1 protein-coding gene is annotated in these 791 nt (G+C 69.7%); it reads left to right on the top strand.

Translation table 11 applies throughout. The features are described from left to right. Window positions 1-228: 228 nt before the first annotated feature. Window positions 229-791, top strand: a 563-nt coding sequence (locus J3P44_RS24750) for an IS110 family transposase (RefSeq protein WP_255893190.1), incomplete at its 3' end; no start/stop codon positions are given.

Raw genomic sequence — 791 nt, 5'->3', positions numbered from 1 at the left:
CGGCTGCTTGTTTCATTGACGCAGGACCGGCGCCTGGCGAGGCTCGGTCCAGGCGCCCGGGCTGTCGCTCCCTTTTCGGCTGCCCACGCGGGTCGTGTGGCTCTCATCTGGCCTGCGCAGCCCGGGCGTCGCCAGGGCCAGGAGAGGCTCAAGAGGGGTTTGCCCAGCTCGAAGCAGCGTTGCCCTCCCGGCTCGACAACCGAAATGGTTCGAGCATCGGAGGAAGGCGTGAGCACAGCAACGAAGACCGGTCGGGTTGTGATCGGGATGGACCCGCACAAGCGCTCGGCGACGATCGAGGTGATGACGGCCGACGAGAGCATCGTCGGCACGGGCCGGTTCGGAACCGACCGTGACGGTTACGACGAGATGCGGCGCTACGCCGGCCAGTGGCCCGACCGGGTGTGGGCGATCGAGGGCTGTGCCGGGATCGGCAAGCACATCGCGGTCCGGCTGTTGGCCGATGGCGAGGAGGTCGTCGACGTCCCACCCAAGCTCTCATCACGCGCGCGGGTGTTCGCGACCGGGCAGGGCCGCAAGACCGACGCCACCGACGCCCACTCGGTGGCCCTCGTCGGCACCCGGATGACCGGGCTGCGGCCGGTGGTCGCCGACGAGCAGCTGGAGGTGCTGCGACTCCTGGTCGACCGGCGCCGATCACTGGGTGAGGAGCACACCCGCAAGACCTCCCAGCTGCACCACCTGCTGCTCGAGCTCATCCCGGGCGGGGCCAAGCGGGACCTGTCCGCGGCCCAGGCGAAGGCAATGTTGGCCAAGGTCCGACCCCGTGA

It is taken from the genome of Nocardioides astragali, assembly GCF_024436375.1.
GTDB lineage: Bacteria > Actinomycetota > Actinomycetes > Propionibacteriales > Nocardioidaceae > Nocardioides > Nocardioides astragali.
The sequence above is the reverse complement of the archived record's forward strand: the minus strand, read 5'-3'. Positions and strand labels throughout refer to the sequence as shown.